Below are 23,728 nucleotides of genomic sequence, written 5' to 3' on the forward strand. Positions count from 1 at the left end.
ATTCTTGACCTGGGTACGGCGTCCTATGATGCGCCGGCATCTTGCCGCCTGGCTCTCCATTCTTTCTGATCATTCCCCGCTCGCATGACTGATTTCAATGCGTTCGATCTTGACGATCCGTTCGACGAGACGTCGTCGGAGCAGAGCATCCCGCTGCCCACCCCCGACGAGGAAATCGAGATGGGACGTGCCGATGTGCCGGACGAACTGCCGATTCTTACGCTGCGCAACACCGTGCTCTTCCCGGGCGTCGTGCTGCCCATCACGGTGGGGCGCGATGCCTCGCTTGAACTTGTGAAAGAAGCGTTTGAGCACGACGCGCTCATCGGCGTGGTGGCCCAGCGCACGGCCGAGATTGAGACGCCAACCTCCGAGGACCTGTATCGCACGGGCACCGTCGCCGAAATCTTGAAGCTCATCAAGATGCCGGACGGCTCCAAGTCGATTGTCATTCAGGGCAAGCGTCGCTTCCAGATTGAAGCGTTCACGCAAACCGAGCCGTATTTTCGCGCGCAGGTGGCGCCCATGCCTGAAGACCCGGCGCCCGAGCATGTCGAGATGCAGGCGCTCATCCGGTCGATCAAGGAGCTGGCCATCCAAATCGTTCACAAAGCGCCCAACCTGCCCAGCGAGGCGGCCGAGGCGATTGAGAACATCGAGAGCCCGGCGTTCCTGATCCACTTCATCGCCTCCAACTTGCAGGTCGATGTGGAGACGAAGCAGGACATCCTTTCCACGACCGGGCTGGTGGAGCGCGCCCGCACGGTGATGGACCAGCTGCAGGAAGAGCTGCAGGTGCTGGAGCTCTCCGAGGAGATCCGTTCGCGCGTAAAAACCGATGTGGATGAGCAGCAGCGCGAGTACCTCCTGCGTCAGCAGATGAAGGCGATTCAGGAGGAGCTGGGCGAGGCCGACGACAGCGCCGAGATTGAGGAGCTGCGCGACCGGGCCCGCGAGAAAAACCTCCCGGAGCACGCGCAAGAACAAGTCGACAAGCAGCTTACGCGGCTGGCGCGCACCAACCCCGCCGCGCCCGACTATGCCGTCACGCGCAACTACATCGACTGGATCTTGGATCTTCCGTGGGAGGAATACTCCGAAGACCAGCTCGATATTCAGCGGGCCGAGACGATCCTCGACGAGGACCACTACGGGCTGGAGGATGTGAAGAAGCGCATCCTGGAGTACCTGGCGGTGCTGAAGCTCAAAAACGACATGAAGGCGCCCATCTTGTGCCTCCACGGGCCGCCGGGCGTGGGGAAAACCAGCCTGGGCAAGAGCATCGCGCGGGCGCTGGGCCGCAACTTCGTGCGCATGAGCCTGGGCGGCGTGCGCGACGAGGCCGAGATTCGCGGGCATCGCCGGACGTACGTGGGCGCGCTGCCGGGCCGCATCATTCAGGGCATCAAAAAGGCGGGCACCAACAACCCCGTGTTCATGCTCGACGAGGTCGACAAGCTCGACTCCGGCTTCCAGGGCGATCCGTCGTCGGCCCTGCTGGAGGTGCTCGATCCGGAGCAGAACGACAACTTCAACGACCACTACCTGGAGCTCGACTACGACCTCTCGAAGGTGCTCTTTGTGGCCACGGCCAACTACGTGGAGCGCATTCCGGCGCCGCTGCGTGACCGCATGGAGATGATTGAGATTACCGGCTACACGCAGAACGAGAAGGTGCAGATTGCCAAGCAATACCTGGTGCCGCGCCAGATCGAGGAAAATGGGCTCAGCGACGATCAGCTGACGCTCGCCGATGATGCGCTGGCCCTGCTCATTGACGGCTACACCCGCGAGAGTGGCGTGCGGCAGTTGGAGCGCTCGATTGGGGCGGTGGCGCGTAGCATTGCGAAGCGAGTGGCCACCGGGGAAACGGAAGCGGCGACTGTGGAAGCGAGCGACCTAGAGGAGCTGCTAGGCGCTCGGAAGTTCTTCAGCGACGTGGCACAGCGCACGGAGGTGCCGGGCGTGGCCACCGGGCTGGCGTGGACGCCCACCGGCGGCGACATTCTGTTCATCGAGGCCTCGCTGTCGCGCGGCACGGGACGCATGACGCTCACGGGCCAGCTGGGCGACGTGATGAAGGAGTCGGCCCAGGCGGCGCTCTCGTACGTGAAGGCGCATGCGGACGACCTCGGCATCCCGCAGGACGCCTTCCGCTACTGGGACTTGCACGTGCACGTGCCGGCAGGCGCCATCCCGAAAGACGGCCCCTCGGCCGGTACGGCGATTCTGTCGGCGTTGGTGTCGGCGTTTACGCAGCGCCGCGTGAAGCATACCATTGCCATGACCGGCGAGATTACGCTGCGTGGCCTGGTGCTGCCGGTGGGCGGCATCAAGGAGAAGGTGCTGGCGGCCAAGCGGGCGGGCATCGAGCAGGTGCTGCTCCCGAAGAAGAACGAGAAAGACGTGAAGGAGATTAAGGACGAGGCCCTGGAGGGGCTCACCATCACGTACGCCGAGCGCATGGATCCGGTGATTGACACGGTGCTGGAGCCCGAGCCCATGACGGACCCCGAGGCGTTCTTCGCGGTGCCCGATCATGAGAAAGGCTCGTACCGCAACGCTAAACCAGCGGAGGCCGTCACCGTTGAGGCGTCGTAGGCGCTGCGAGATTCCCGTGTGCGGCCACGCGCTACGGCGCTATGTCGCACGCTCGTTCCGCTGCCGCCGTTTGAAGACAACCGCTGACCGCCCCTGCCTGATAGCTTTTGCGCCCCCAAGCCCATGAAACTGCTCCGCACCGGATGGATGATCGCTGCCACGTGCCTGCTTGTTGCCTGCGGGGGGCCACGGGCGGCGGTGGCGCCCGCCCCTGAGGTGCTTCCGCAGGAGGGGCAGGCCAGTTACATCAGCGACGCGCTGGCGGGTAATACCACGGCGAGCGGTGAGCCGTACCGGCCGTCGGCGCTTACGGCGGCGCATCGGCAGCTACCCTTTGGCACGCGGGTGCGCGTGCGGCGGCTGGACACGGGGGCCTCGGTGGTGGTGCGCATCAACGACCGCGGCCCGTTTGTTGACGGGCGCATCATCGATCTCTCGAAGGCCGCGGCGCGCCGTATCCGCATGATTCGCGCGGGCATCGTGCCGGTGCGCGTTACGCTCGTAGAGCGCGCCCGCTCGTACGTTACGGCGCCGCCACGCGCCACGCCGGCCCCGGTGGCCCCAGCGGCCCCGGCCGATCCGTCGGGCGGATGGTAACGGGCGCCCCGTTCACTGCCCCCGGCGGCCGCGCTCACTCGTCGGGAAACAGCCCAAAGAGACGGCTCTCGATGCGGTTGATCACATCGCGCCGGTCTTTCTCGTCGTTGACGAAGTCGAGCTCGTCCACGTCAATAATCATCTTGGGGCCCAAGTCGTAGGTGTCAATCCAGCGCTCGTAGTGGCCCTGCAGGCGCTCCAGGTAGTCAATGCGGATGGTCGACTCGTAGTTGCGGCCGCGCTGCTGAATGTGGTTCACCAGCGTGGGCACCGAAGCCCGCAGGTACACCAGCAGCGTAGGCGGCTGCAGGTACGACGTCATGATCGAAAAGAGCTCGGTGTAATTCTCGTAATCGCGCGGGCTCATCAAATTCATCTGATGGAGGTTGCGCGCAAAGATCTCGGCATCCTCGTAGATCGACCGATCTTGCACCACCGAGGCGTCAATGGTCTCAATGTGCTGCTGGTGCTTGAACCGGCTCGACAGAAAAAACACCTGCAGGTTAAAGGACCACCGCCGCATGTCGTTGTAGAAATCCGTGAGGTACGGATTGTTATCCACCTGCTCGTAAAAGGCTTCCCAGCCAAAATAGTCGCTCAAAATTTCGGTCAGGGAGCTTTTCCCGGCGCCAATATTTCCGGAGATGGCCACGTACTTTTTTTTCCGTGGCGCGTCATCGAACAAGTCGGGCATGGGTGAAGCGATGCAGGTGAACACAAGTGAATGAAGGATCGCCGATGCCAAACGATGAGCACAGGCGGTCGGTCCGTGGAAAAATGGCGCACGCCGGGATCTTGTTGCAAGTTGATCATCAACCTAGCGGGCGGGTTGCGCGTGAGTGATGCGGTGTTTCTCCTCAATAGCGCATGCGCATGGACGTCTTCCGCTGGTTTGTTCTTCTCTTGCTCGTTACTGCTACCGGCTGCACCACCATTCCCATCGGCGAAGATGCGGTGTTTATGCCCAAGCCGTCGGTGACGCCGGCGTCGTTCGATCATGAGACGGTGCAGCTTTCGTCGGTCTACTTTTCGTCGTACGATTCGACGCGCCTGAACGGCTGGTACCTCTCGCAGCCCGGCGCGCAGGCCACGGTCCTCTTCTTTGGCGGCAACGGCTTTTACCTGGTGCAATCGCTTGGGTACATCCGGGCCCTCACCCAATTTCCGGTCAACGTGTTTATGTGGGATTACCGGGGGTACGGCAACAGCGGGGGCGTGCCCAGCGTGGCCGCGTTTAAGCGCGACGCGCTGGCCGCCTACGATTTTGTCCGACAGCGCTACGACGTGCCGTCCGAGCGCTTGCTGGTACACGGGCACTCGCTCGGTACGTTTTTGGCGACGCACACCGCGGCGCGCCGCGACGTGGCAGGCGTTGTGCTCGAAAATCCAGCCACCGACGTGCGCGGCTGGGTGAACGGCCTGGCGCCCTGGTTTGTGCGCTTGTTCATCGACTTCGAGATTGCGCCGGCGCTGCGCGACGAAAGCAACCTGGCGCTGGTGCGCACGCTCGATGCGCCGCTGCTTGTGGTTGGCGGAACGGCCGATAACATCACGGCCCCCGAGATGGCGCGCACCCTGCATGCGGCGGCCGCTGTACCCCGCAAGCGCTTGGTGATGATTGCGGGCGGCGGGCACAACAAACTGTACACGTACGATGCCTACACCGCGGCGTATCAAGACTTCTTAGCGCCTATCCTTTCGGGAGCCGGCGAAGCTAGATATTGACTGTCTTTAAATTGGCTTTGCTGGTGAACACCCTGTGCGGCCCGCGGTTGATCCTGCGCTCTTGAACGCGCATCATTGACCGCATGCTGCATGGATCCTTCCGCCTTGAACGTAACACTGGCTGCGCTGCTTACGGCCGTGGCCACCGGGTTGGGCGCGCTGCCCTTCTTTTTCTACCAGAACTTTTCGTCTGTGGCCCTCGGCCGGGCCAACGGACTCGCGGCCGGTCTGATGCTCTCGGCAAGCGGCATGCTCGTGTACGAAGGGTACCTGCACAGCCTCGGGCGTATGGCGCTTGGCGTTGGGCTTGGCGTGGTGGCCATCGCCATCAGCCGGTACCTGCTTGATGGATCGGACGAGGAGGCTGCGGTAGGACAGCTCCGCGGTGCCGACGCGCTGGAGGCGCTGCTCATTGTAGGCGTCATGACGGCCCATTCGTTTGCCGAAGGCGTGGGCGTAGGCGTATCGTACGGCGATGGCGACACGCTAGGGGTCTTCGTTACGGTGGCCATCGCCATCCACAACATCCCCGAAGGCCTGGCCATCAGCCTGGTGCTGGTGCCGCGGGGCGTGTCGGCGTGGAAGGCCGGGGGGTGGAGCGTTGTGTCGAGCCTGCCGCAGCCGCTGATGGCGTTGCCGGCGTTCCTGTTTGTGGAATCGTTTGCGCCGGTGCTGCCGGTGGGGCTCGGGTTTGCCGCGGGGGCGATGGCGTGGATGGTGGGCCGCGAGATGATCCCCGAAGCGCTTGGCGACGCGCCGCCCCGCACGGTGGCGGGTGCCGTTGCGGTGGGCCTGGTGGCCATGACGCTGTTTCAGTACCTGATGCATTAGCGCTGTGCGCCCCTCGCGGACTGCGCTGGTCCGGGCAGCCGCCGTTGCTTTTTCGACATCGCAGGGGGAGCTCCCAACCAGCGCATGCAAATGCAAACCGCCGGAGCCTTGGCGGGCTCCGGCGGTGTAGGTTCGGTGTAGCAAGCGTCGTGTATAAACCGGCGCCATCAGCCGGGACTGTTGACGTTTTCGCTTGCCGGAATCGGGAATTGCTGCCACACGTCGTCGTTGGGACGGTCGATGGGCAGCTGGTCGAGCCGGTCGTAGCGGCGCATGTCGATCCAGCGGTGGCCTTCGCCATACAGCTCGTAGCGACGCTGCCGCAGCAGCTCATCGGTGAGCGCGTCCTGCGTCACGGGGCCGCTGTAATCCGGCAGGCCCGCGCTATTGCGAATGAAGTTGAGGTCGTCCACCGCATCGTTGAGGTTGCCGGCGCCGCCCTGTAAAATGTGCGCCTCGGCGCGAATCAGGAAGAGCTCGGCCCGGCGAATGATGGGAATGGGCGACACGTTCGTCTTGTAGACGAAAAAGCCCCAGTCCGACGAAAGCCCCGCGCGGGCGAACGTCTCGTCGCGGTTCACGACCTTCGAAGCGCGTTGGTCAATAATGTTGCCGTTGCTATCCCGCGCGATGTCTGTGATGTAGCTTGGGTGGGCCGCAATGAGGTCGCCCGTCGCCTGCGGCGGAATGTACCACGGATTGGTGAGGTCGCCCGCGCTTGTCGAAAATACGTGGTATGCGCCCACCTGTCGGGCGTCGCCGCCGGGGTTCGGAAACGGCACGAGCGGCGTGGCCCGCGTGCCAATGAACGAGTTTTGCAGCGCATCGAGCGCGGCGGCGGGGTCTTGCTGATAGATGGCCACGCGCGCCTTCAACGCGCGGTTGAACGCTGGAAAATCGACCGAAGAGAATCCTTCCGAAAGCGGAAACGGGAGTCCGCTACCGGCCTGCAGATCCTGGTAGGCGGCATCGAGCCGATCGGCAATCGCCTGCAACGCCTGGTCGTACCCAACCACCGTTCCCAGCTCGTTTTCGTCGAGGGCGCGTACCTCCACCCGAATACCATTCTGGTACGTCAGGTTCAGGTTGAGCAGCAGTTGGTGCGCGGCGATGGTGCCCACAAAGCCCCGGATGCTTGCTTCTTCGGCATCAGTGAAAAGCGACTGCGGGGCGTTTCCGAGCGCATCCAGGATGATGTTTCCGTTCCGCACCACGCGGTAGCGCTCCGCCCAAGGGCGCGTGATGTAAAACGTATTGTTGTTCAAGACGGCCGAGCCTTCGCCCAAGAGCTCCGAGGTATAACGCGGGTCGGAGCTACTGAAGCGGAAGACCTCGCGGCCAATCGCGCTTACGTCGGTGAGGTACAGGTTCATGTCGGTGCGCATGCCGGCTTCCATCCCCACGGCTACGTTGGCAATTTTGCCGCGCGTAGGGTTTTCAACGATGTCTTGCAGGCTCGGACCGTTCGGGTCGGGTCGGTTTTTGATTTCGAAGGCGTCGCAGCCGGTCAGGGCCACCAGGGCGATGAACAATACACCGAGGCGGCACCGATAAGAGCAGTGATCTAAAAACATGGTCGGTATCGGCAAATGACTGAACAAAGTATAGTTGGCGTGCAGCGGGTGGCGTGGCATCACAGCCCCACATTCAGATGGAAGAAGAACTGCTTCGATGCCGGGTAGGGCGTCACTTCAACCCCAGTAGCCACTGGCGTGGCGCCAAAGTTATTGACCTCCGGGTCATAGCTGTCGTACGGCGTAATGGTGAGGATATTGTCGGCCGATACGCCCACTGAGAGACGCCGCAGCGTGCCATTCGTGAAGCGATCGAGCAGCGCCTGCGGCAGATCGTAGTAGAGACCAATTTCCCGGAGTCGGAAGTATGAAGCATCTTGCACGAATTGGCGGGCCGACACGCCAAACAGCGCCAACCGCTCAACACCCGCCCGCACGCCGTCGCCGTCGTAGTCCGCATCGAAGTCGGGGGTGGTGCGGCTCAGGTCAAACAGCAGCTCCGAGAGGTTGAGATTGTCGCCGCCCTTCTTCCAGTGTGCCAAGAACGACAGGCGTAGGTTCTCGAAGAAGGTGATGTTATTTGAGAACGACATCTGAAAGTCAGGAGCAGCGTCGCCAAGCTGAAAGATGCCGTCGGAGACGCCATCGCCGTCGGTGTCATCGATGCCCACAATCTGTGTGGGGCTCTTGCCTTCCTCGATGCGGATCTCGCCCAGCGTAGCGCCAAAGCCGCCGCCTGTTGCGCGAAAGGAAGGGACCGGAAGCTCGGTGACTTCGGCCCGGTTCATCCAAAAGCTGGTGGTGGATTCCCACGTAAACGCCTCGCTTTGCGCGAGCGCCAGGGTGAGCGACGTTTCAATGCCACGGTTGATGAGTGTGCCGCCGTTAATGGTCTCCAGGCGGAAGCCGGTCGATGAAGGTATTTCGCGCTGCAGGAGCTGATCGGAGATCTCCTTTCGATACCCTGTCACCGAGAGCCGGGCGCGCCGGTTGAACGCTGCAATGTCGAAGCCCGCTTCGATCTCTGTTTGACGCTCGGGCTTGATGTTCGATGCGCCGCGCTGCAGGTCAATGATGGTTCCTACATTGCCCCCAATGTTGGTGGCATTGAAGGAGGTGAATTTCGTCCCGAAGCTCGCGTTGTTTCCTGTTTGGCCAAACGCCGCCCGCAGCTTGAGCTGATCGACGGCTCCGACGGACCAGAAGTCGAAGTTGGCGATGCGCACGGCAAGCGAAGCATGCGGGTACAGGTAGAACTTGTTTGGGTCGCCGTTGAGCGAGCTGCGGTCGCCGCGCAGCCCGCCGGTCACGATGATCCGATCGGCCCAGTTTATGTTTTCCTGGACAAAGAAGCTACGATCCTTCTGGAAGGTCCGTAGCTGATCGCCGGCCAGTGAGGCGGCCTGCGTGATGTTTTGCTGCCCCGGAATGAGGTTCTCCGCCACCAGGTTGGCAAAGTCGAGGTCCGAGTTGGCGCCAATGAGGCCGCCCTGTGTCGTGAAGGTGAAGTCGTTTTGGGTGAGCGTGTGATTGGCGAGCAGCCGCAGGTTGGTATTCAGCGAATTGGTTTTCCCCAAAATGGATGTACCGGGCTGCGCGCTCTGGCGCTCAAACTGTAAGATGCGTGGAAACAAGCCCACGTTCTCGAAGGAGAAGAAATCTACGCCCCCTTCCACGATGGCTTGCAGCGTCTGCGTCTCGGTGGAGAATACGTTGTACTCAAACCGCCCGCTGGAAATAATACGGTTCACCTGCTCCTCGTTGGTCATCAGCTGGATGGTTTGCAGCGGATTGGACGCGTTGAACGGGTGATCCGGGTAAATCCCTTCGTTGTTGGGAAAGAGATTGACAAACTCCGGCGTTGCCGTCAACGACACGCCAAAGGTGGTGCCGGTATTATCGTTGCCGGTGAGGCCGCGTCGCGTGGTGCTGTTGATGTAGTTGAAGCGACCGGTTAGCGTGGCTTTCGTGCCAAAGTCGTGCGTTACGTTAGCCCGCACGGATTGCTTTTCGTAGCCCGTGCGCTCCACGATACCCTCGTCGTCCTGCCAGAGGCCGGAGATGTAAAAACGGGTGTTCTGGCTGCCGCCGCTCACCGAAAGCTGCGAGCGCGAGAGGAGTCCTTCCTGGCCAAAGATGGCTTCCTCGTAGTCGTAGGTCTGTCCGTTGGCCTGTTCGAAGAGGTCGCGGCCGCGTGCCCCGAAGGCCGTTTCGGCTTCTTGCGCGTTGAAGTCGCGCATGCCCAGCTTGTGGCGAATGGTGGTGATGCCCACGCTCTGCGAGAAGTTGACCCGCGTTTGGCCGGCCTGCCCCATCTTGGTGGTGATGAGCACCACGCCGTTGGCGGCTTTTCCGCCATAGATGGCCGCGGCCGACGGGCCTTTCAGGATCTCAATAGATGCAATATCGCGTGGGTTGAGGTCGGCAATGCGGTTCACGGGGTTGTCCTGGTTCGAGCGGCTCCCGCCTGCTGCGGCTTGCGTTACGGCGTTCACATTGGTGGGGATGGCCGCGTTGCTCACAATGACGCCGTCCACGATAAACAGCGGATCGGAGTTGCCATTGATGGTCGAGACGCCGCGCAGCTTGATGGACATGCCGCCGCCGGGGGCCCCGGAGTACGAGGAGATCTGTGCGCCGGCCACCTTCCCGCTCAGCGCGCCGTCAAGCGTTTCCACCGAGGTGGTGCCTGCAAGGTCTTCGCCGCTGATGCTTTCGATGGAGGTGGCTGCGTTTTCGCGTTTCACGCTGGCAGCGAGGCCCGTCACGATCACTTCGCTGAGCCCTACCACGTCTTCGCGCAGTTGCGCATCGGCATCGGTTTGGTCGGGACCGATGGTTACTTCGCGCGTCTGATAACCGATGAACGAAAACACGAGGGTTTGCGGCCCGGCTGGCACTTGAAGTTCGTAGGTACCTTGCGGGCCGGTGATGGTGCCGGTGGTGGTGCCCTCAACGCGCACATTCACGCCGGGCAGGGCATCGCCTCCCTGTGCATCGGTGACGGTTCCGCTTACAGTGCGCTGGGCGTAGGCGCCGGTAACGCTCACTGCAGCCAAAAGCACCATAAGCGCCAACGCAGCGCTGAGCCGGTATCGGTAGTTCATGGCAAGTGTTGGTTGGGTGATAGAAGCATCGAATGGCTTTCCTGAGACCGCTTGGAAAGCGCTTTACCCGTAAATTGTAGGCTCTGTGTAAACAAAAAACAAAAATATTGTATAGATGGCGCGCTGTTGTATCGCTGATAGCAAATTATGATGTGCAGGCGGGTACCCGAGATGGCGTCTGAGGAACGCAGGGCCGGATGATGTAACGAAACTGTGGAAATGAGGGACGGGCGGCGATCCCCCGGAAAACAGAAAGCGCCCGGCAGCTTCCCCTAGAAGACCACCGGGCGCTGACAGGATGTGATAGGCGCCTCGCTAATGCGGTGCTTTAGGCAGCGCTTAGGCGGCAGCCGTTGATGGTGCCGCGTCGTTTGCTTCGTCGAGGGTGGGATAGTCGATGTAGCCTTCGGCGCCGCCGCCGTAGAAGGTGTCGCGGTCCCAGTCGTTGAGGGGCGCTTCTTCGAGGAAGCGACGGGGCAGGTCGGGGTTGGAGAGGAAGCACCGCGCGTAGCCCGCTAGGTCTGCGCGGCCCTCCTGCACGAGGGCCTCCCCGCGCTCGCGGTCCAGCCCGCCGCACACGATGAGCGAGCCGTCGTACGCGGCGCGCACAACGTCCGAGGCGTTGGTGTCGTCGTCGATGGCGCCTTCCACCACATGCACGTAGGCCAGGTCATAGGCATTCAGGGCGTCGCCCACGTAGCCAAAGGTGGTGTGCGGGTCGTCGTCGCTGATGTCGTTCATGCCGCCGGCGGGCGAGAGGCGTACGCCCACGCGCTGGCTGTCCCACACCTCGGTGACGGCCTCGGTCACGTCCAGCAGCAAGCGGGCGCGGTTTTCGGGCGATCCGCCGTAGCGGTCGGTGCGCGCATTGGTTGCGCTCTGCAGAAATTGGTCGAGCAGGTAGCCGTTTGCGCCGTGCACCTCAACGCCGTCGAAGCCGGCGCGCTTAGCGTTGGCGGCTCCCTGGCGGAACTGCTCCACGATTTCGGGCAACTCCTCGGTGTTGAGCGCGCGCGGCGTGGGGAAGGGCGCCATCTCGAAGGAAGGCGTCATGGCCTGGCCGTCCGGCTGGATGGCCGACGGCGCCACAGGCTTCTTGCCGTCGTGATAGGCCGGGTGCGAGATGCGCCCCACGTGCCACAGCTGCAAAAAGATGCGCCCGCCGGCCGCGTGCACCGCGTCGGTGATGGCCTGCCAGGCCTCCACCTGCTCATCGGAGTGGATGCCGGGCGTGTTGGGGTAGCCCTGGCCCATGGGCGTTACCTGCGTCGCCTCCGAGACGATGAGGCCTGCGCTGGCCCGCTGGCGATAGTACGTCGCCATGATGGGCTGCGGAATGGTGCCGGTTGCGCGGTTGCGGGTCATGGGTCCCATCACCACGCGGTTGGGTAGCGAGAGGGCGCCAAGGGTGTACGGGGTAATTAGCGTGCGTGCCATAAAAACGTTGGGCTGTACCTACAGTGCATTATTTGTTGCAACATGCGTAAGCGCAACCGGCGGATGGGTTTTTGCGCGGCCTGTGAATGGAACAGATGTTGCTTGTTGTTTACGAAGCGCGTCCGCTAAGCGAAACCGATGGCTACAGGTATCGGTTTTTTAAACATACTGCGCGGTTCTTTCGTGGCTATCCTTTCTGCATTCACGCAGCGTTCTATGCACGACGTACTCATTATTGGCGCGGGACCGGTGGGCCTTGCCTGCGGCATTGCGGCCAAACGGCGCGGCCTATCGCCCCTCATTGTTGACAAGGGCGCCCTGTGCAACTCGTTCATTGGCTATCCTACCCGGATGGAGTTTTTCTCTACCCCCGAGAAGCTCGAAATTGGAGGCTACCCGTTCTCCACCCGTGATTACAAGCCGCGCCGCGAGGATGCCCTCGACTATTACCGCCGCGTGGCGACGGCCGAGGGCCTAAACATTCGGTTGTATGAAGAAGTGACGGGGCTTACCGGAAGCGATGAAGCCTTTGTGGTGCACACGAGCAAAACCACGCACGAGGCACGGAAGGTCGTCGTTGCAACAGGATTTTATGACATCCCCAATCGCCTGGAGGTGCCCGGCGAGGACCGCCCGAAGGTGCGGCATTACTTCAAAGAGCCTTATCCGTACGCGCTCACGGATGTAGCGATCATTGGCGGCGGCAACTCGGCGGCCAAAGCGGCGCTCGCGTGCTATCGGCACGATGCCAACGTGACCCTCATCGTGCGCAATGACGGCATCGACGACGGCGTCAAGTACTGGATCACCCCCGATCTGGAAAATCGGATTGCCGAGGGATCGATCACGGCGTACTTTAACACGACCGTTGAGGAGATTACCGGCGACACGCTTGTGCTCAACGGCGATGACGCGCCGCCAACCATTGCCAACGACTTTGTGCTTGCCCTTATTGGGTACCGACCCAATTATTCGCTTCTGGATGCGCTCGGCGTCGAAATTGCGGACGACGAGGCCCGCACGCCCGTGCACGACGCGGCCGGTGAAACCTACCAAACGAATCGCCCGGGCGTGTACCTGGCAGGCACGATCTGCGGCGGCTGCGACACGAGCCGGTGGTTTATCGAAAACGGCCGCTTCCACGCCGAAAAAATTATGGAAGACATTGTAACGACTCGTGCACCGGCTCCCGTTTCGTAGGCCAACCGTGGTCGCGTGCGTCTTCCAACGCGCTTTTCCTTCTTCACGGCTTGATTGATGAAAGATCTCCCGCTCGACCACGAAGCGCTTCAACACCTTCTGAACGATCCGCCCCCGTCGACGACGGGCAACGTCTCGCAGGCGACGTGCACGGTGCGGGTGCGCCAAACAGCGGATGGTAATAAAGGATTGGCGGCGCTTAATGAAGCATTTGATGAGGGATGGCGGCCGGTGGGTATCGCGGTAACTGGCATAGACGCCGATGCCCGCGCAATCATTATCACGGTAAAGCTAGAACGCGACATCATCGATCCGGCGGGTCATTAAAGAACACGCCGGCATGCGTTGTGCTGTGCTAGCTGCGTACGGTTTTCACTTCATTTGTCCCGCGAATGGTTATGGATGCGCTCCTTTCCCACCTCGACGGCCGCGCGCTGGTCGTCACGTTTCCGCCCGACGTCCGGTGGCTCACAGGTTTCACCGGATCGAACGCGCTGGTCATCGTCACCGCTGCGGGCGCTGTGCATCTCGTCACCGACGGCCGCTACACCACGCAGGCGCAGGCCGAGGTGCAGGACGCCACGGTGCACATCGCCGACGGGTCGCTGATCGAGCACGCCGCCGCGCATGATCTGTTGCCCGACGGGCCGGTGGTGGTGCAGGCCGATCGCCTAAGCGTTGCGCAGTTGGAGCGCTTGCAAGAGCAGCAGCCGGCCGCCATGTGGCAGCCCGAGCGCGGCGTACTGCAGGCCCTGGTCGCACGCAAGCGGGCCGACGAAGTGGAGAAGCTGCGGGCGGCGCAGGCCATCACCGATGCCGTGTTCGAGCACCTCTGCGACTGGCTGCGTCCGGGCCAAACCGAACAAGAAGTGGCCGCCGAGATTGTGTATCAGCATTTGCGGCGCGGGGCCGAGCGGATGGCGTTCGACCCGATCGTGGCGTCGGGGCCCAACGGCGCGCTACCGCATGCGCGGCCCACGAGCCGCCGGTTGCAGGCAGGCGACGTCGTGGTGATTGACATGGGCGGCGTGCGGGCGGGCTACGCGTCGGATATGACACGCACGGTAGCAATTGGCGCGCCTGCGCCGGCTGTGCGCACCGTCTACGATGTGGTCCTGGCGGCCCAAGAGGCAGCGCTGCAGGCGGCGGTGGGCGGTATCGCATCGGATGCGCTGGACGCCGCGGCGCGCTCGGTGATCGAGGACGCCGGTCATGGCGAGGCCTTTCCGCACAGCCTGGGCCACGGCATCGGCCTGCAAACCCACGAGTGGCCGCGCGTCTCGCACCGCTCCTCGGAGCCCCTGCCCACCGGGGCGGTGATTACCATTGAACCGGGCATCTACCGGCCCGACCGGTTTGGCGTGCGCATCGAGGATATGATCCACCTGACGCCCGAGGGCCACGACAACCTCACGGCCTCTCCCAAAGACCTCATCGTCATCTCGTAGACGGCGGATGCCGCGTCGTGCGTACACATCACTTTGGGTTTCGCACGGACGCCGATCAGGAGTGATTTGCAATAGGACGACGACATGCCCTGGAAGCAGGAGCTGACTTTGAAGCGCACAGGGCGGATTCGCGATGACTCATGCAATGGCTCTGTCAGTACGTCTCGCTGGTTGCACTGTACGGCAGGTTGTTGCTCGCTTGTGGGGATTGCCGCGTACCACAGGCATGACCTACGGCCCTCGCTTCGCTCCTCGCAATGACAAGAGGGGTGAAATGCAGAAACGATACGTGAGTGGTTCAGATGGCTGTTCGGACGGGTTTGGCCAACTGCACGCGCAACGCACAAAAAAGCAGTACCCTCCTTGTCATCGCGAGGGATGAACGCATGTGAATGGCGCGGGGGCCGGAGGTCATGCCCCTGGTGAGATCTCCATGTACGGGCAGGAGCGCCCCATTGCGGAGATTGCCACGTACCACGGGCATGACCTCACGGCCCTCGCCTTCGGCTCCTCGCAATGACAACAGGGAAAATGAAGGAGCGATACGTTGATGGTTCAGATGGCTGTTCCGGCGGGCTTGACCAACTGCACGCGCAACGCACAAAAAAAGCAGCATTCTCCTTGTCATCGCGAGGACCGATCGTTAGAGAGGGACGTGGCGATCTCCATGTACGGGCAGGGGTGCCCCATTGCGGAGATTGCACCTACGGCATGACCTAAAGCCTCCCACGCTCACTTCGTTCGCTCGCAATGACAAGAGGGATGAAATGCAGAAATGCTATGTTAATGGTTCAGATGGCTATTCGGACGTGCATGGCCAAGCCACCTCCTTCAAGATGACCAAGACCGCTGTATCAAACTTGTTCATTCGTACTGACGCCGGTCAGGGGTGATTTGCAAAATGAAGATGCCATGCCCCGGAAGGACGACCTAACTTTGAGTCGCGCAGGCCGGATTACGATTACGCATGCGATTATCCTGCGTGCGTACGGCGGCCTTGCATTTGTTTAGGCGTTCCCTCATCTTTCCTTCATGATAGATCACTTGCAAAAGAGCAACTTTGGCTGCGTGCCGAATGTGCTTGAGGCGGGAAGTATGCGAAGGCAAGACGACTGGATCGCGTGGATCGTTGGGCTTTGCGGCGTCATGCTCATGTCCGCAGGGGGGCTCACAAGCCGGGTGAGCTGCGCGCAGCCCATCCCGGGCGATCCGTCTGCGCCCAGTGACGCGGCCTGGGTCGATCTTACAGGTAACCGGGGTGAGCTTCTCCTTTCAACCGCGCTGTTGGGTGCAACCGAAGGCTTCTTGTTGTACACGGCGCTCGCGCCAAACATGCCAGCGGAGCAGTCGGTCGATTTCTGGTTTCCGGCTTCGATGACCGCGGGGGCCGCGCTGGGCAGCGTGCTGCCGGCCTACTTCACGCGCAACACCCCCATTGCGGATGCTACGCCGGTTTTTGCGGGGTTTGGAGGACTACAAGGCTACCTGCACAGCCTTCAGTTCATTGGCATCGTTCGTCCCGATCAGCTGACCCGTGGGCATGCCGCGTTGGCGTTTGCGATGGGCGGCGTAGAAGCTGCCGCCGGCTACTGGATCGGCCAGCGCGTGGGGTGGTCGAGCCCGCGGGCACGCCTGGCAGCCACGAGCGGCCTGTTTGGCAACGCGCTGGGCGTGGCGGCCGGGTTTGGGATGGTGCCGGATGCGACCGTGCGTCGCATTGGGACGAGCAGCATGCTGGGTTCTGTTGCCGGATGGTATGGCGGGGCGGTGTTGGGGCGGCACGTGTCGTTTACCGCGGGCGACGTTGACTTTTACCGATACATGGGCCTTGTGGGTGCTAGTACGGCCGCAGCGGCGTTGTACGAGGGCGCGGGCGGCTTCCACTCGTCGGGCCGCACCGTTGCGCTGGGGCTCCTGGGCGGCACCCTGGCCGGACTCGGTACCGGGACGCTCTCGGCGGCCACGCACGATTTGTCACAGCGCGATTCGAGGCTTCTTGCCCTCGGGGGATTTGTAGGCGGGCTCGTTGGCGAGCTGGCCGTCAGCCCCGGTATCGAAACGTCCCGCGCGTCTGTGGTGGCTGCGGCGATCGGCCAACTGGCGGGCGTCGGGTTGACGTACGTTGTGCTTCGGCCCGCCCGAGCAACGGGCAGCCGCTCCGCTTCGTCGTCCGCATCGGTGTCGTGGGGCATCGTCCCGTACTGGGATCGGGGTGCGGAAGCCGTGCGGCCCCAAGCACAGCTCTCGGTGCAATTTTAGGCCCTGTATCAAAACCGTTTCGGCACTGCATCAGGGCTGGGGGCAGTACCACCTCCCGCTGTAGGCTCGCTTCGATGTTCATTTTTGGGCTAGGTCCAAAAACGAAGCAGCAGCACCTCACGCCACGGGTCTGCTGTCTTGTTGCCTTTTTGTACCAACCCCGCAGGGCCGTACGTTTGGAACATGAGCCAAAAAAGCGCGGTTGTGCTCACGCCGCGCACTTGTCACCCACCCAACCGCGTATGTCGTCTGCCGCATCGAAGCCGCTCGTCGTTCTCAAGTTTGGCGGCTCGTCGGTGGGCACGCCCGCGCATTTCCGTAACGTTATCGACACGGTGACGTGGACGGCCGAATCGGCGCGTGTGGTTACGGTGGTATCGGCGCTGTCGATGGTCACGCGGCAGCTCTCCAACGCGCTGGAGAATTTTGTGGCACGTCCCGATGACCCCGCGGGCCGCGCGATGGTGCAGGAGCTGCTGGATGCCCTCCGCGAACGCCACACCACCCACGCCGAGGCCCTCCTCTCGTCCGACGCCCAAGAGGCCTACGGGGCCCGCTTAGACGACCAGCTGGCGGAGCTACGCGACACGTTTGGGCGCATCGCCGCCGAGGGGTTTTCGCCGGCCGGGCGCGACGCCGTGCTCTCGACCGGCGAGCAGCTGGCCGTCCCAATGGTTACGCTGGCGCTGCGCGACCGGGGGCATGTGGCGCCGTTTTGCGACGCGACGGCCCTTCTGCACACCGACGCCTCATTTGGCGCGGCCGCCGTAGACCGCGACGCCACGGCCGAGGCGGTCCGGCGCTGGTACGCGGGGCTTGCGTCGCATGCCCTGCCGGTGCTGGCCGGGTACATCGGGCGGGCGCCGGATGGCCGCACCACCACCCTCGGCTTTGAAGGCAGCGACTACACGGCCTCGCTGCTCGCGGCCCTCCTGAACGCCACGTGCCTCACGCGGTTTACCGACGTCGACGGCCTCTACACCGCCGATCCGGGCACCAACCCCGATGTCGAGCGGCTGGAGCGCCTCTCGATGGAGCAGGCGTTTGCCATGACGGAGTCGGGGCACCTGGGCATGCACCCCAAAACGCTGCGCCCGCTGGCCGAGGCCGGGGTGCCCATGCAAGTGCGCAGCATCCGCAATCCGCGGGCCGCGGGTACGCTCATTGTGCCCAAGGGCGTGGAGGAGGTGCATCCGCTGCCGCCGATAGAGGCCGCGTAGGGCACCTGATCATCAGCGCCTTCGTTTCTTCGTTCGTTCGCTTTCCCCCTTTGGATCTATGCATTCGTTTTCTGTTGGCATTCTCGGTGCCACCGGCGCCGTAGGACAGACCTTCGTTCGCTTGTTGGCCGATCATCCCTGGTTTACGATCGGCGCTGTAGCGGCGTCTGAGCGCTCGGCGGGCCAAACGTACCGCGCCGCGACCAATTGGCTGAGCGGGCGGCCCATGCCCGAAGCGGTGGCCAACCTCACCGTTCAGCCCACCGAGCCCGCGGCGCTATCCGACTGCGATTTTGTGTTTTCGGGCCTTAGCTCCAGCGTAGCGGGCGAGATAGAGCAAGCGTTCGCCCGTGCGGGCCTTCCGGTGATCTCCAACGCAAAAAATTACCGGATGCACGACCGCGTGCCGCTCCTCATTCCGGAGGTAAACCCGGACCACGTGGGGCTGATCGACACGCAGGACTGGGGCGATAGCGGCGGCTTCATCGTCACCAACCCGAACTGCTCAACGGTGGGCTTGGTGTGCGCGCTGCGGCCGCTGGTGGATGCGTTTGGGGTGGAGACGGTGCAGGTGACGATGCTGCAGGCTCTCTCCGGCGCAGGCTATCCGGGGGTGCCGTCGCTCGACGCCCTCGCCAATGTGGTGCCGTACATTGGCGGCGAGGAGGATAAGCTGGCCACCGAGCCGCGCAAGCTGCTGGGCACGTTTGACGGCACGTCGGTGGCGCCGGCTACGCTCACCGTGAGCGCGCAGTGCAACCGCGTGCCGGTGCGCAACGGGCACCTGGGCTGCGTGTCCATTTCGTTCGCGCAGCCGGTGACGGCCGAGGCGGTGGCCGACGCCCTGAAGACGTACACGTCGCCCCTGGCCGACCGACACCTGCCCTCACAAGCCGATCCATTCATTCAGGTGTTGGAGGCGCCGGATGCGCCGCAGCCGATTCGCCACGCCAAGAGTGGAAAGGGCTTTACCGTGTCGGTGGGGCGCATTCAGCCGTGTGCGGTGCACGACGTAAAGTTTGTGGTGCTGTCGCACAACACCGTGCGCGGAGCCGCGGGCGGCGCGGTGCTCAACGCCGAGTTGCTCGCCGACGAAGGCTATTTGACGTAGCACGTTTGGCATGGCGAACAAAAAAGCGAAAGGCCCAACGGAGCACATCCGTTGGGCCTTCAGACATGGTGCACGTGGCTGCCCCGGATGGATTCGAACCATCAGCCTTCCGGTCCAGAGCCGGATGCTCTGCCAATTGAGCTACGGGGCAAGAGAGTGCTGCCTTGCATCGTGCAGCGCGTGCAATCACGCAGCGCGCGGGCTGCAGCGATAAAACAGCACGCCGTCCAATGCAGCCGTTAGGGCGCCGGTTCCGAGGCATCGGGCGTGCCGGATGGATTGACAGGCGTTTCATCCCGGGCGAGCGCGTCTACGGCCTCCGGCGCGATGCCTCGCCAGGCAGCAACCTGCTCGATGATGCGAGCGCGCACCGTGCGTTGCAGCTGGCGGGCGTCCTCGGGCGCGTAGCCGCTGGTGTCAACGGCGGGCAGCACCTTTACGCGGATCTTTTGGGCGTCGGAGCGGAAGCGTAGGCTGTGTTTGGGCAGGGCGTCTTGCGTGCCATCGATGGCGATGGGCAGCACCGGAACGCCGGCCTTGATGGCGAGGCGGAAGGCGCCATCCGCGAAGCGTTGTACGCGGCCGTCGCGCGAGCGCGTGCCCTCCGGAAAAAACATCACGCTGCAGCGTTGCTCCAGGTAGTTGCGGGCCTTCACCAGCACCTCGGCACGACTCTTTTTCTTGCGACGGTCAACCGCAATGTCGCCAGCCATGCGCAAGAGCCAGCCCGCAAACGGCAGCCGAAAGAGCTCGGCCTTGGCCACCCACTTCATCTCCCAGGGCACGCGTGCAATGATGGGCGGGTCGCCCTGCGACAGGTGGTTGCTCACACACACGTACGGGTGGCGCGGATCATCGGGGAAGGCCCCCGTGACGTCGATATCCCAAAAAGGGTTGACGTAGGTGAGCAGCCGCCCCAGGATACGCAGCGTGTAGCCCGTACGGTAGCGGGCCGGGTCGCGGTCAAACAGCCACACCACGGCGGTGATGGGGACCCACGCCACGATGAGCGTGGCAATGGCAACCCAAACCCAAACAGACAGCAGAACTTCGCGCATGATCGATGAGATAGCGTACAATAAAACTATGCAGCCGCCCGCGCCGAGGCCCGCTTCGCCCCCGCCCCCTCGCCGGCCGCGAGCGCGTTGGTTAGGTGCGTGCGCAGCTCGTCGGGCGTAATGTTGGAGATGAGGGCGCCGTCGCGCGAGATCGAAATGTTGCTCGTCTCCTCCGACACCACCACCACAAACGCGTCGGTTTGCTCGGTAAGGCCCACGGCCGCCCGGTGGCGCAGCCCCAGCTGCGGACTCAGTTTCATGCTGGTAGATACCGGCAAGATGCAACCGGCGGCCTCAACGCGGCGGTCGCCAATAATGGCCGCCCCGTCGTGCAGCGGGTTTTTGCCGTAAAAGATGGCCATGAGCAGGTCGCGCGATACCTCGGCATGCAGCGGCGTGCCCGTTTCGATGTAGTTGCGCAGGCCCGTCGACTGCTTCACCGCGATCAGGGCCCCCATCTGCTGGTTGCTGAGGGCCTCCACGGCGGCCACTATCTCCCGAATCATCTCTTGCTGGTCCGAAGTCCGCATCAGGCGACGCACCAGCGGGTTTTTGCCCAGCACCAGGAGCAGGCGCCGAATCTCGGGCTGAAAGATGATGATGAGCGCCAGCACAAACACCTGGTTGAAGTAGCTGAACACCGTGCTAAGCACCGTCATGTCCAGCGCCCACACCACCAGCTGCACGGCAAACAGCGCCCCCAGGCCCAGCGAGATTTGCACCGCAATGGTGCCGCGCATCAGCAAATACAGCTGATACAGGATGAACGTCACGAGGGCGATTTCAATCACGTCGCCCACGCTAATTCGAATGATCTCGAAAAGGGTCAAGGGCCGGTGGACCTGTGGAGAGTGGCGTTCGTGTATGCCTATAAGACGACCAATACGCTGGACGGTTCACACGCTTTCGCGCATGGCTACACTGCTCGATTCGAAGCCGGAGGTTCTCCGCACAAAGCTCGACAACCTACCCACGCAGCCGGGCGTGTACAAGCACCTCGATGCCGGCGGCTCAGTGTTGTACGTGGGCAAAGCAAAAAACCTGCGGAGCCGGGTGCGCTCGTACTTTCACGACAGCCGCCCGCGCGACGGCCGCATTGCGATCATGGTGAAAAAGATCGCCGATGTGGAGGTCATCGTGACCGACACCGAGGTTGAAGCGCTCATCCTGGAAAACAACCTCATCAAAGAGCTGCAGCCGCGCTACAACGTCAACCTGCGCGACGACAAATCCTATCCGTACATCTGCATCAAGAATGAGCGGTTTCCGCGCGTGTTTAAGACGCGCACCGTGCGCAAAGACGGCTCCACGTACTACGGGCCCTACACCGACGTCAAGCAGCTCAACCAGATGATGGACGCCATTCAGTCCATCTTTAAGCTGCGCACCTGCTCGCTCAACCTCGACCCCGAGCCCATCGCCGAGGGAAAATACGACGTGTGCTTGCAGTACCACATCGAAAACTGCAAAGGGCCGTGCGTAGGCAAGCAATCGGCCGACGACTATCAGCAGACCATCGACCAGGTGGAAACGCTCCTGAAGGGCCACACGCAAGAACTGCAAGACCTACTGCGCGCCGAGATGGAGGCGCAGTCTGAGGCGCTCAACTTTGAGGAAGCCGCCCGCCTGCGCGACCAGATTGAAGCCCTGCAGACATACTCCGACCGCCAAAAAATCGTCAGCCAGGACTTTGTAGACCGCGACGTGTTTGCGCTCTTCACCGACCGCGACGAAGGCGTGGCCTGTGGCGTGGCGTTCGTGGTGCGCGAGGGCAAGATGATTGGCCGCCGCCACAAGTACATCCGCCGCATCGAGGGCCGCACCGATGCCGAGCTGATGCTCTCGTACCTGGAGCGCTTCTATGCCGAGGCCAGCGTCTTTCCCGAGGAGGTGTTGCTTTCCGTTGACCCCAACGCGCATCCCGCCCAAGACACCGTAGCGCTCGAAGCCCTGCTCCGCCAAGAAAAGGGGAAGCAGGTGCCCGTCAAGGTGCCGCAACGCGGCGAAAAGGCCAGCCTCGTACGTATGGCCACCTCGAATGCCAAGCTGTTGGTGAAGGAGTGGACGTTGCAGCGCATGAAGCGCGAGCGCGACCGGATTCCGCAATCCATCAAGGCGCTAAAAGAGCACCTGCGCCTCGACGCGTTGCCCCGCCGCATCGACGGCATCGACGTCTCGCACCTCGGCGGCACCGAGACGGTGGCCTCGTGCGTGGTGTTTACGGAAGGCACCCCGCGCAAAAGCGAGTACCGCACGTACAAGATACGCTCGGTGGAAGACGGCCGCCCCGACGACTATCAGTCGATGCGCGAAGTGGTAGAGCGGCGGTACCGCCGCATGCTCGCAGAGGACGGTCCGTGGCCCGATTTGCTGATGGTAGACGGCGGCAAAGGACAACTGTCAAGCGCCGTGCAGGTGCTGAAGGACCTGGACGTGTACGGGAAATTTCCGGTGGTGGGCCTCGCCAAGCGGCTTGAGGAAGTGTTTGTGCCCGGCGACCGCGACCCGGTGCTGTTGCCCAAGGACAGCGTGGCGCTGCAGCTGCTGCAAAAAGTGCGGAATGAGGCGCACCGCTTTGCCGTGACGTACCAGCGCAAGCGCCGCAAGAAGAAGACGCTCACGTCGGAGCTGCTCGATATTCACGGCATCGGTGAGAAGACCGCGCAGAAGCTGCTGAAGGCATTTGGGTCGGTGCAGCGCGTACGGTCGGCCGATGAAGAGGCCCTTGCAGCGGTTGTGGGCCCCGCGAAGGCCGCCACCGTCCGCGCATACTTCGACGCGCCGCCGGAGCCCGCAGAGACGACCGCGTAAACCACACGGCGCGCCCCAAACCAAACGAGGCCCGCCAGCAAACAAATTGCGGACGGACCTCGGGACGTTGCATATCATCAGCCGCATCGTCAGCGATGCAGGTTCAAGAGCACAGGTTGCTGCGCCTGAGCAGAACGCTTCGCAGCCGTGGCCAGCGCGGCGCGCGTTTTGGTACCAAGCGGCACGTCCAGCACCGGCGTCTGCGCATTGTGCGCCGACGCGCCGGCCGCGCAGGTGACCGTGATGGACATGGGCGTGTAGATGCCGCTCGTTAGGAAGCTAACGAGCTGATTGACGAAGCTGAGCTGCGTCTCCACGCGGGCCACGCCGTTCGGGCATTCCTCAGCAGCCTCAACCGTCGATGGAGGCACAAGCCCGTAAATCCAGCTGCTCGCGAACGGCTTCCTAATTTTCTTAGCTGACGGCTGCTTGCCAGTTGTGATGCTTGCATGATAGCAGCCCGTGAAAAGAACTGTGGACAGCACAAGAAGTGCTACCGATCGAATATACCGCATGTTATACCGCATGTTATAGAAGGGGTAAAACGTTTGAGCTTGAGAACACCAAAAACATAGAAGATGCCTCATTAAATTGCAAGACCAAGCCGGGTGCGCTTTATGCAGTATGCACCAGACCATGGGCCGCTGTGGCCATTCGCGGCCGATATACCTCCATGCCGTGCACGTTTTTCCTCCCTCCGCATGCGGGCAGAGCGGAAAATGTTCGCGGCCTCTTGACATTGGTGGAAGCGCTTCCTACACTTGATCCTAACGTTTGGTATTTTCCAAACACAACAAATATTGCCCATA

The 23,728-nt window shown here is 62.6% G+C and carries 18 protein-coding genes and 1 tRNA gene; 11 read left to right on the plus strand and 8 right to left on the minus strand.

Translation table 11 applies throughout. The annotated features are described in order from the left end of the window. Positions 1-84 precede the first annotated feature (84 nt). Together lon and SALLO_RS14435 are read left to right on the plus strand one after the other, a co-directional pair. Entirely contained in the window at positions 85-2,601 is a 2,517-nt protein-coding gene (gene lon, locus SALLO_RS14430) for an endopeptidase La (RefSeq protein ID WP_022834569.1), read from the plus strand. 123 nt (positions 2,602-2,724) lie between these two features. Beyond that, the gene (locus SALLO_RS14435; RefSeq protein WP_022834570.1) at positions 2,725-3,198 is read left to right on the plus strand and encodes a septal ring lytic transglycosylase RlpA family protein; all 474 of its coding nucleotides are present in this window, start codon (positions 2,725-2,727) and stop codon (positions 3,196-3,198) included. 34 nt (positions 3,199-3,232) lie between these two features. On the opposite strand, the gene SALLO_RS0101545 is transcribed toward SALLO_RS14435, so the two are convergent. Continuing rightward, positions 3,233-3,892, minus strand: a complete 660-nt coding sequence (locus SALLO_RS0101545) for a deoxynucleoside kinase (protein WP_022834571.1) — start codon at positions 3,890-3,892, stop codon at positions 3,233-3,235. 179 nt (positions 3,893-4,071) lie between these two features. Between SALLO_RS0101545 and SALLO_RS14440 the strand changes: the two genes are divergently transcribed. Continuing rightward, positions 4,072-4,923, plus strand: coding sequence for an alpha/beta hydrolase (locus SALLO_RS14440; RefSeq protein ID WP_169577864.1), 852 nt, complete (start codon positions 4,072-4,074; stop codon positions 4,921-4,923). A 90-nt stretch (positions 4,924-5,013) separates the two neighbouring features. Next, positions 5,014-5,754: a ZIP family metal transporter gene (locus SALLO_RS0101555; protein ID WP_022834573.1), complete on the plus strand. Its 741-nt coding sequence runs from the start codon at positions 5,014-5,016 to the stop codon at positions 5,752-5,754. 167 nt (positions 5,755-5,921) lie between these two features. Here SALLO_RS0101555 and SALLO_RS14445 read toward each other — a convergent pair whose 3' ends face one another. The 3 genes from SALLO_RS14445 to SALLO_RS0101570 form a co-directional block, all read right to left on the minus strand. Continuing rightward, positions 5,922-7,328 (minus strand): RagB/SusD family nutrient uptake outer membrane protein, encoded by a 1,407-nt coding sequence (locus SALLO_RS14445; RefSeq protein WP_169577865.1) that lies wholly within the window; start codon positions 7,326-7,328, stop codon positions 5,922-5,924. Between the two features lie 59 nt (positions 7,329-7,387). Then, positions 7,388-10,375 (minus strand): SusC/RagA family TonB-linked outer membrane protein, encoded by a 2,988-nt coding sequence (locus tag SALLO_RS0101565; RefSeq protein ID WP_022834575.1) that lies wholly within the window; start codon positions 10,373-10,375, stop codon positions 7,388-7,390. Between the two features lie 339 nt (positions 10,376-10,714). Beyond that, positions 10,715-11,812 (minus strand): alkene reductase, encoded by a 1,098-nt coding sequence (locus SALLO_RS0101570; RefSeq protein ID WP_022834576.1) that lies wholly within the window; start codon positions 11,810-11,812, stop codon positions 10,715-10,717. Positions 11,813-12,028: 216 nt separating this feature from the next. Between SALLO_RS0101570 and SALLO_RS0101575 the strand changes: the two genes are divergently transcribed. The 6 genes from SALLO_RS0101575 to asd all read left to right on the plus strand — a co-directional run bounded on the left by SALLO_RS0101575 (position 12,029) and on the right by asd (position 19,050). After that, complete coding sequence (locus tag SALLO_RS0101575; RefSeq protein ID WP_022834577.1) at positions 12,029-13,012, plus strand: YpdA family putative bacillithiol disulfide reductase; 984 nt, start codon at positions 12,029-12,031, stop codon at positions 13,010-13,012. A 57-nt stretch (positions 13,013-13,069) separates the two neighbouring features. Beyond that, positions 13,070-13,339, plus strand: a complete 270-nt coding sequence (locus tag SALLO_RS0101580; protein ID WP_022834578.1) for a hypothetical protein — start codon at positions 13,070-13,072, stop codon at positions 13,337-13,339. Positions 13,340-13,410: 71 nt separating this feature from the next. Then, positions 13,411-14,460: a M24 family metallopeptidase gene (locus SALLO_RS0101585; RefSeq protein ID WP_022834579.1), complete on the plus strand. Its 1,050-nt coding sequence runs from the start codon at positions 13,411-13,413 to the stop codon at positions 14,458-14,460. A gap of 1,032 nt (positions 14,461-15,492) precedes the next feature. Then, a complete protein-coding gene (locus tag SALLO_RS0101595; protein ID WP_028566783.1) occupies positions 15,493-16,719 on the plus strand; it encodes a hypothetical protein in 1,227 nt (408 codons plus the stop codon). A 242-nt stretch (positions 16,720-16,961) separates the two neighbouring features. Beyond that, complete coding sequence (locus SALLO_RS14450; RefSeq protein ID WP_022834583.1) at positions 16,962-17,939, plus strand: aspartate kinase; 978 nt, start codon at positions 16,962-16,964, stop codon at positions 17,937-17,939. A 58-nt stretch (positions 17,940-17,997) separates the two neighbouring features. Further along, positions 17,998-19,050 (plus strand): aspartate-semialdehyde dehydrogenase, encoded by a 1,053-nt coding sequence (asd, locus tag SALLO_RS0101605; RefSeq protein WP_022834584.1) that lies wholly within the window; start codon positions 17,998-18,000, stop codon positions 19,048-19,050. Positions 19,051-19,125: 75 nt separating this feature from the next. Here asd and SALLO_RS0101610 read toward each other — a convergent pair. The 3 genes from SALLO_RS0101610 to cdaA all read right to left on the minus strand — a co-directional run bounded on the left by SALLO_RS0101610 (position 19,126) and on the right by cdaA (position 20,938). Then, positions 19,126-19,201: transfer RNA gene (locus tag SALLO_RS0101610), tRNA-Gln, on the minus strand. An 88-nt stretch (positions 19,202-19,289) separates the two neighbouring features. Next, complete coding sequence (locus tag SALLO_RS14455) at positions 19,290-20,108, minus strand: lysophospholipid acyltransferase family protein (RefSeq protein WP_084696095.1); 819 nt, start codon at positions 20,106-20,108, stop codon at positions 19,290-19,292. Positions 20,109-20,134: 26 nt separating this feature from the next. Beyond that, positions 20,135-20,938 carry a diadenylate cyclase CdaA gene (cdaA, locus tag SALLO_RS14460; protein WP_022834586.1) on the minus strand — a complete coding sequence of 268 codons (804 nt, stop codon included), beginning with the start codon at positions 20,936-20,938 and terminating at the stop codon, positions 20,135-20,137. Positions 20,939-21,020: 82 nt separating this feature from the next. On the opposite strand from cdaA, the gene uvrC reads away from it, so the two are divergent. After that, the gene (uvrC, locus tag SALLO_RS0101625; RefSeq protein WP_022834587.1) at positions 21,021-22,919 is read left to right on the plus strand and encodes an excinuclease ABC subunit UvrC; all 1,899 of its coding nucleotides are present in this window, start codon (positions 21,021-21,023) and stop codon (positions 22,917-22,919) included. Positions 22,920-23,008: 89 nt separating this feature from the next. Here uvrC and SALLO_RS18040 read toward each other — a convergent pair whose 3' ends face one another. Then, a complete protein-coding gene (locus SALLO_RS18040; RefSeq protein ID WP_084696096.1) occupies positions 23,009-23,659 on the minus strand; it encodes a Bor family protein in 651 nt (216 codons plus the stop codon). Positions 23,660-23,728: the final 69 nt, after the last annotated feature.

Source organism: Salisaeta longa DSM 21114 (assembly GCF_000419585.1).
Classification (GTDB): domain Bacteria; phylum Bacteroidota; class Rhodothermia; order Rhodothermales; family Salinibacteraceae; genus Salisaeta; species Salisaeta longa.